Below are 8,319 nucleotides of genomic sequence, written 5' to 3'. Positions count from 1 at the left end.
AGTACCGTGGCTGTAGGCTAAATCCGTCTGGGGTAAGGGGGAGATCGGCCTCAGACCGATTTGTGCAACAAAGCCCAAACGACGGCGAAATTGTTTGGCAAAATGAAAGGGCGCTGGAGCGTTCAATAAAAGCAAAGCGTGTCGCTGAGTTTTTTGAGCCATATTTGCCTAATTCAGCCTCCGTCGTCTCGAGGATTACTCGCGAAACACTTGCGCAGGGCTGCTTTGAGGAAAAGTTAAGCGGTATGTCCGCGGACGTTGAAATCTACGTGCAGCAGCACGCACATCAACAGCTCTGGCGATGTAATATCGTAAAACACGCGACGGTCGCTGAGCCGCCTGAAAGTGCGATGCTTACCGTTGGAAAAAAGGGGACAATTCTTTTCATGAACCAAGCTGCACGCACCTTAATTGGTGAGCGTGTAAAGTCTTTGGATCGCGTGTTCTTTACGAATGTGCCACTGGATGGGCAGGTGCAAACACTCCAAACAACCCGCGGAACGATCAAAGCGAGTGTTGAAGTCCAACGCTTGCAAGGCGATCGATCACAGATTTTTGTGACGCCTGTCGCGGATGAACAGAGGACACAGACAAAAGCACTCAAAGACTTGCCAATCCCGCTTTTGTTTATTGATGAGCAAGGTCTGATAAATGAAGCGAATACAGCCGCTTTGACACTTCTCGGCTATTCGGATCTTAGTGACAAAACGCTTCCTGACGTATTTGATAGCCATGGCGTAATGATTTCTGATTGGATTTCAGCTGCTTGTAACGACAATAGCGTCGTCAACGCAGAATTTCTGCGCGTTCGTGGCGCAACGAAAGAGACCTTTGTGCAAGTCGCGCTCAAGCAAATGGAGCACAGTTCTAAGTCTTGCTTGGTGGCCGTTTTAACTGATGCGACAAAGCTCAAATCGCTCGAAGCACAATTTGTTCAAAGCCAAAAGATGCAAGCGATTGGTCAGTTGGCGGGCGGCGTGGCACATGATTTTAACAACCTATTAACCGCTATTTCAGGTCACTGCGATTTAATGCTGTTGCGACATGATGCTGGTGATCAAGACTATGCAGATTTGATGCAAATTCATCAAAATGCAAATCGCGCTGCCGGTTTAGTTAGTCAACTTCTCGCATTCTCTCGCAAGCAAACCCTTCAGTTGGAACAACTTGACTTAAGGAATACCCTGTCAGACTTAACTCATCTTCTGAATCGTTTGGTTGGCGAAACTGTAACGCTTACGCTGACACATGACCCTGTTCTGAAAGCGGTGCGGGCTGATAAGCGCCAACTTGAGCAAGTCATTATGAACTTAGTCGTGAATGCCCGCGATGCGATGCCGCAAGGTGGAGAGATCAAGATACAAACAGAGGATCAAACGCTTGCAGCGCCGCTCAAACGAGATCGCGTCACTGTTCCGGCAGGTGACTATATCGTGGTGCGTGTGAGTGACGAAGGTGTCGGAATCGACGAAGATGCTTTGCAAAAAATATTTGAACCATTTTACACAACGAAACGTGTTGGAGAGGGGACCGGCTTAGGGCTTTCGACTGCCTATGGTATCGTCAAACAAACAGGCGGCTTTATTTTTGCGGATAGCGAAGTCGGGCAAGGCACTTGTTTTTCTCTTCTTTTTCCAGCGAGCGAAAGTGCTGTTAGCTTGCAGCGAAAATCGACAGAGCATGTTAGCCCGAAAGCGACTGAGCAATGCAGCGGCGTCGTTCTGTTAGTCGAGGACGAAGCACCAGTACGCGCATTTGCGTCGCGTGCTTTGAGTATGCGTGGTTTTGAGGTCATCGAAGCAGACTCTGCAGAATCTGCGCTTTCACTGCTCGAGGATGAAAATTTAAAGGTAGACATCTTCGTTACCGATGTTGTCATGCCTGGGATGGACGGCCCCACTTGGGTTCAAGAGGCGATGAAACGGCGGCCTGACGTCAATGTAATCTTCATATCAGGCTACGCAGAGGGCGCATTTAAGGGGCAATGCCCTTTGCTATCTAAATCAGTCTTTCTACCCAAACCGTTTTCTTTGGCAGAGCTTACATCAACTGTTCAGAGCCAACTCAGCGCTTAAAGCTGTTCCCAAAGCTCAAATTCCTCGGGCAATTTTCGGCGCAGGCGTTCTTCAACTTTAGGGGAAAGTTTTGGTGGGCCTCCGGCGGACACGTTCAGTCTTTCGAACGTTAAAGATCTTTGAAACCGGTTCTCCAAAAAACCCACCCAGCCTGACGTGTCTTCATATTTGAACAAATGATCAACCTTTGTGCCATTTGGCCGTGGTTCCAAAAATTTGGCTTGCGACCCCACGTTGGCGAAGGGAGGTTTGTCACCTTTCATATACGCTAACACAAAGTCATCAAAACTGATGTTTGCGGTTGAGTTTTGCTTTCCGTCCAGGAATGGGCGTTGACGGTATTTATACCAACTTCCGAGCCAGCTGATGGGTTCGCGCATCATCGCAAAAGTCTCCATCTCGGCTTTGCAGGCTTTCTCAAACATAGGACGAAAGAATCTGTTGTAGCGGTAAACTGGCGCATGCTTGAGTTCCGGCGGGTCGGAAATGATCATCGACGCGGTCCCTGCGAGTGCTTTTTCAATTGCAGTGGTCCCTGTCTTTGGAACAGAGAGCAGAACCAATTTTTCCTTCCAAAACACAAGCATAGTGAAATTTCCATATTCTCTGACGTTCTAAACGCATTCTTAACCGATCTGGTGGAATCTACCAGAATGAAGATTTAGCTTGATTTGTTCTCTTTTTGTATCCATTTAGAACAAGAAGAGAACATGCGAACCGATTGCTGCGACCTGTGGCATATGAAATAAGGAAGCAGAAACAATGGCAACGGCAGATTTATTGAACATGAGCAGCAAAGCAGCAGCAGACAAGCAAAAAGCCCTTGATAGCGCATTGGCGCAAATCGAACGTCAGTTCGGTAAGGGCTCGATTATGAAATTGGGCGATGAAAACGCTGTCCAGCAGATCGAGGCGACCTCAACAGGCTCCCTTGGTCTTGATATCGCACTTGGCATTGGCGGATTGCCAAAGGGTCGCATCGTTGAAATCTACGGTCCAGAAAGCTCTGGTAAGACAACACTTACTTTGCACACTGTCGCAGAGGAGCAAAAGAAGGGTGGCGTATGTGCATTCGTTGATGCTGAGCATGCGCTCGATCCACAGTATGCAAAGAAGCTTGGCGTTAATCTTGATGAATTGCTGATTTCACAGCCAGATACTGGAGAACAAGCGCTCGAGATCGTTGATACTTTGGTGCGCTCAGGCGCGGTAAATATGATTGTTGTCGACTCCGTCGCGGCACTTACGCCAAAGTCCGAGCTCGAAGGGGATATGGGCGATAGCAGTGTTGGCGTGCATGCGCGTCTCATGAGCCAAGCGATGAGAAAACTGACGGGTTCAATCAGTCGCTCCAATTGTATGGTTATCTTTATCAACCAGATCAGGATGAAGATTGGTGTGATGTTTGGATCCCCTGAGACAACGACTGGCGGTAACGCTTTGAAGTTCTATTCATCTGTGCGCCTAGATATTCGCCGCATCGGCGCGTTGAAGGATCGTGATGAGGTCGTCGGAAACGCCACCCGTGTTAAGGTTGTGAAGAATAAGGTTGCCCCACCGTTCAAACAGGTCGAATTCGACATCATGTATGGGGAAGGTATTTCCAAAATGGGCGAGCTACTGGACCTTGGGGTAAAAGCTGGCATCGTTGACAAGTCGGGTTCTTGGTTCAGCTATGGTGATGAACGCATCGGGCAGGGTCGGGAAAATGCGAAAACGTTTTTGAAAGAAAACACACGCATTTCTTATGAGATCGAAGACAAAATTCGCGCGTCGCATGGTCTTGATTTCGAAATGCCGAAAGAAGAGCAAAAAGATGATGACGATATCTTAGAAGCATAAAGCTTCAAAAAGTTACGATTATTGACACAAAGCGCCGCCGTTTGGGGGCGCTTTGTTTGTTTTGAGAGTGAAAAACGTTCATGTCAGCGTGGCCTGTGGACAGTGCTAAGTTGGAGCGTTATCCCAACTGTAACGCAATTCAGGCCCAAAAGGCATATGTCACATGGCAAGTCTCAACGATATTCGATCCACATTTCTAAACTACTTCGAAAAGCAAGGGCACGCGATTGTTCCGTCGAGCCCTTTGGTCCCGCGCAATGATCCAACGCTGATGTTTGCGAACTCGGGAATGGTTCAATTTAAGAATCTGTTCACAGGCTTGGAAACGCGGGACTACAACCGCGCAACGACGTCGCAAAAATGTGTGCGCGCTGGTGGCAAGCACAACGATTTGGACAATGTTGGCTACACAGCGCGTCATCACACCTTTTTTGAGATGCTCGGTAACTTCAGTTTTGGAAATTATTTCAAGTCCGAAGCGATCGCCTACGCGTGGGAGTTGCTTACAGTGGAATTTCAAATTCCAAAAGATAAGCTGCTGGTCACAGTATATCATACAGATGACGAAGCCGCGGACATTTGGAAGAAAGTTGCCGGGCTTAGCGATGATCGGATTATTCGCATTGCGACCGATGACAACTTTTGGCGCATGGGGCCAACGGGTCCTTGCGGGCCTTGCACGGAAATCTTCTTTGATCATGGCGAGCATATTTGGGGCGGCCCTCCCGGAAGCCCGGAAGAAGACGGTGATCGTTTCATTGAAATTTGGAACATCGTTTTCATGCAGAATGAGCAATTTGAGGATGGCACTTTAAAGCCGCTCGAAATGCAAAGCATTGATACGGGCATGGGGCTCGAACGGATTGGTGCGTTGTTGCAAGGCAAGCATGACAACTATGACACTGATTTGATGCGCGCGCTGATCGAAGCGAGCGCAGATGCCACAAGTGTTGATCCTGATGGTCCAACCAACACGCATCACCGCGTGATTGCGGATCATTTGCGCTCGACCTCTTTCTTGATCGCTGACGGTGTGATGCCTGCGAACGACGGGCGCGGCTATGTTTTGCGTCGTATTATGCGCCGTGCGATGCGTCACGCACACTTGCTAGGTGCGAAGGATCCATTGATGCACCGGCTTGTGCCTGCGCTTGTACGCCAGATGGGCGCAGCGTTTCCCGAGCTTGGTCAGGCCCAAGCCTTGATTGAAGAGACGCTTCGCCAAGAGGAGACACGTTTCAAGAAAACCTTGGATCGCGGATTAAAGCTGCTTGATGATGAGCTGGTCGGCTTGCCAGAAGGGCAAGTGTTTTCCGGTGATGCGGCTTTTAAGCTCTATGACACATACGGTTTCCCGCTTGATTTGACCCAAGATGCGCTGCGCGAAAAAGGGCGTGAGGCGGATGTTGATGGGTTCAACAAAGCGATGGATGCGCAGAAAGCAAAAGCGCGCGCTGCTTGGTCTGGAACGGGAGAGGCCGCAGATAGTGCCATCTGGTTCGATATTCTTGATGCACAAGGCGCGACCGATTTCCTTGGCTATGACACGGAAACAGCCGAGGGTCAGATCGCAACGCTTGTTGTCGATGGCAAACAGGCTGAAAGCGCAAAAGTGGGGCAAGAGGTACAGATCATTCTGAACCAAACGCCATTCTATGCCGAAAGCGGTGGTCAAGTTGGCGACCAAGGTGTGATTAAAACCGAAACAGGGGTTGCGAAAGTAACTGACACAAAGAAGAGCCAAGGCATCTTCATTCATGTCGCAACGATTGAAGAGGGTGAGATTTCCAAAGGCAGTGCCGCTGTTTTGGAAGTTGATCACCTACGTCGCACATCAATTCGCGCGAACCATTCTGCGACGCATTTGCTACATGAAGCTCTGCGCGAAACACTAGGTGATCATGTGGCGCAGCGTGGATCGTTGAATGCAGAAGATCGTTTGCGCTTTGATTTCTCACATGGCAACGCGCTGAGTTTGGCTGAAATTGCGCGGGTGGAGAAGGACGTCAACACCTACATCCGTCAAAATGCACCGGTGGACACACGTATTATGACACCAGACGATGCACGTGCATTGGGTGCGCAAGCGTTGTTTGGTGAAAAATATGGCGATGAAGTGCGCGTTGTTTCTATGGGAACGCAAGCGGGATCTGGCAAAGGCGCACAGGGCGATACCTATTCACTGGAGCTTTGTGGCGGCACGCATGTCCGTCAAACGGGTGATATCGGTGCCTTTGTGCTTTTGGGTGACAGTGCGTCTAGTGCAGGGGTTCGCAGGATCGAAGCGTTGACCGGACAACCGGCGCTTGATCACTTGCGTGCGCAAGATATGCGTCTTGCTGAAATTGCGCTTGATCTAAAAGCGCCTGCCACCGACGCACCTGCGCGTGTCAAAGCATTGCTGGAAGAGCGCAAAGCGTTGAGCAATGAAGTCGCACAGCTGCGCCGAGAACTGGCGATGTCTGGCGGAAGCGGGCAGGGTGGCACCGAGGCTGAAACAGTAAACGGCATGAATTTTGTCGCTCAGGTTCTGTCCGGGGTTTCTGGCAAGGATCTTCCGTCGTTGATTGATGAGCATAAAGCGCGCATCGGCTCCGGTGCGGTGCTTTTGATTGCTGATACTTGCGGCAAAGCGGCGGTTGCAGCTGGCGTTACAGATGATTGCAAAGGCCAAGTTTCCGCTGTTGATCTTGTGAAGGCCGCAGTTGTGGAGCTTGGTGGTAAGGGTGGCGGAGGCCGTCCAGATATGGCGCAAGGCGGGGGCAAGGATGCGAGCAACGCTGACGCAGCCATTTCCGCTGCTAAGAAAATACTGGAAGGATAGAACATGCCAACAGCATTATGGATTGCAAATGTGCACGTGACTGATGAGGCCGCATATAAAGAATACGCAAGCCGCGCGACGGGCGCGATTGCGGATCATGGCGGCGTGTTTCTTGCGCGTGCAGGTAAGCATGAGCAGCTAGAGGGGCGTGATCGTGCTCGAAACGTCGTTGCGCGCTTCCCATCGCTGCAAGCCGCGCATGATTGCTACCATTCAGCGGCGTATCAAGCAGCGTTGGATTTTGCACGTGGCGCTTCTGAGCGCGATCTCGTGATTGTGGAAGAGGCGACGCCGTAGCGCTTTAGGCCGGTTTTTGCCTGATTGAGTTGAAACACTGGCATCTCTTTGCCGGTGTTTTGCATTTTGACGTGGGTTGGCTTTCAAAAATCACGGGGACGTGTGAGTAAGTGAGGGCGCAACCTGTCTGGGAACCTGAACGATTCGGCTTTCTGATCTGCCTTTTCAGACAAATAAGTGAACAATCTAAACAAGATAGCTCAACTGTTTCGCACCCATCACAAATTCGCCTTTTTTCATCTTAGAGCCTGTTGATAAAACTGGTGCTGAAACATCACATTATTTCCCAAATGCAAGTAAAATAAGGGGTTTTGGTTAACCTCGTACGGGAGAACACTGTTTTCCCTATAGCTGCGGCAAGTTTGTTTAAGGTAAGTTTTTGATACGTGAAGGTTAACCTGGAGGAAATTTCATGAAGAAGACACTCGTTTCCGCTGTAGTCGCAGCAATCGCATTCGCAGCACCTGCAATGGCTTGGGAAGGCAAAACAGTAGCTTGCTACGACAAGCACCTTGTCCCTGCAAAGTACTCTGCAACGAAAGTACTCGTTAAAGCAGGCAAGTCTCAGTATGAGCACCGCAATGGTCACATCGAGCTTGTTGCTTACCCACCAGTGTACAAAGAAGTTCGCACTAAGACTTCTGACGCACACTATGTAATGCGCGAGATCTCTTGCCATCACTAAGTAGATAATCGGCGCACAGCCTGCAATTATGCGCTGAGCGTTGCTGTCAATTAAAGCGTGAGACTTCGGTCTCGCGCTTTTTTTATTGGCTCGGATTTTAGGGTAATAATCGTTTTTTCAATAAATTAGCCACAAACACAATTAAAACACGATCTATTCTAATTCTTGACGCGATGAATTGGTGAAAGGTTCGTGCCTTAGTTGAGCATATTATTGGAGTGTTACAAATGAAAAAGACCCTATTTACAGCAGTTATCGCAGCAATCGGTTTCGCAGCGCCAGCAATGGCCTGGGAAGGCAAGACAGTCGCTTGCTACGACAAAGAGCTGGTTCCAGCGACATACCACTACACAAAGCACCTCGTTAAGGGTGGCAAAAAGCAGTACGAGCACCGCAATGGTCGCATCGAGCTGGTTTCTTACCCACCAGTATACCGTCAGGTTGCAACTCTTAAGACGGGTTCCCACTATGTGATGAAGCAGGTTAAGTGCCATCATCACTAAAGACTTTTGATTGCGCAGGGGCTTTGTTGCACAAATCGGTCTGAGGCCGATCTCCCCCTTACCCCAGACGGATTTAGCCTACAGCCACGGTAC

The 8,319-nt window shown here is 49.6% G+C and carries 7 protein-coding genes; 6 read left to right on the top strand and 1 reads right to left on the bottom strand.

Annotation, left to right across the window (positions count from 1 at the left end):
• Window positions 1–245: 245 nt before the first annotated feature.
• Window positions 246–2,075, top strand: coding sequence for an ATP-binding response regulator (locus tag ACTG3Z_RS17315; protein WP_439144251.1), 1,830 nt, complete (start codon window positions 246–248; stop codon window positions 2,073–2,075).
• Here the strand turns inward: ACTG3Z_RS17315 and ACTG3Z_RS17310 are convergent.
• Window positions 2,072–2,662 (bottom strand): gamma-glutamyl kinase, encoded by a 591-nt coding sequence (locus tag ACTG3Z_RS17310; protein ID WP_439144250.1) that lies wholly within the window; start codon window positions 2,660–2,662, stop codon window positions 2,072–2,074. The genes ACTG3Z_RS17315 and ACTG3Z_RS17310 overlap by 4 nt on opposite strands.
• Before the next feature lie 175 nt (window positions 2,663–2,837).
• Between ACTG3Z_RS17310 and recA the strand changes: the two genes are divergently transcribed.
• The 5 genes from recA to ACTG3Z_RS17285 all read left to right on the top strand — a co-directional run bounded on the left by recA (window position 2,838) and on the right by ACTG3Z_RS17285 (window position 8,226).
• Entirely contained in the window at window positions 2,838–3,917 is a 1,080-nt protein-coding gene (recA, locus tag ACTG3Z_RS17305) for a recombinase RecA (RefSeq protein ID WP_375266725.1), read from the top strand.
• 163 nt (window positions 3,918–4,080) lie between these two features.
• The gene (gene alaS / locus ACTG3Z_RS17300; protein ID WP_439144249.1) at window positions 4,081–6,741 is read left to right on the top strand and encodes an alanine--tRNA ligase; all 2,661 of its coding nucleotides are present in this window, start codon (window positions 4,081–4,083) and stop codon (window positions 6,739–6,741) included.
• 3 nt (window positions 6,742–6,744) lie between these two features.
• Window positions 6,745–7,038: a DUF1330 domain-containing protein gene (locus ACTG3Z_RS17295; RefSeq protein ID WP_439144248.1), complete on the top strand. Its 294-nt coding sequence runs from the start codon at window positions 6,745–6,747 to the stop codon at window positions 7,036–7,038.
• A gap of 412 nt (window positions 7,039–7,450) precedes the next feature.
• Window positions 7,451–7,723, top strand: coding sequence for a hypothetical protein (locus tag ACTG3Z_RS17290; protein ID WP_439144247.1), 273 nt, complete (start codon window positions 7,451–7,453; stop codon window positions 7,721–7,723).
• 227 nt (window positions 7,724–7,950) lie between these two features.
• Window positions 7,951–8,226: a hypothetical protein gene (locus ACTG3Z_RS17285; RefSeq protein WP_439144246.1), complete on the top strand. Its 276-nt coding sequence runs from the start codon at window positions 7,951–7,953 to the stop codon at window positions 8,224–8,226.
• The last annotated feature ends 93 nt before the right edge of the window (window positions 8,227–8,319 follow it).

Origin of the sequence: Planktotalea sp. (genome assembly GCF_965659345.1) — a bacterium.
In the GTDB taxonomy this organism is placed as follows: Bacteria; Pseudomonadota; Alphaproteobacteria; order Rhodobacterales; family Rhodobacteraceae; genus Planktotalea.
The sequence above is the reverse complement of the archived record's forward strand: the minus strand, read 5'-3'. Positions and strand labels throughout refer to the sequence as shown.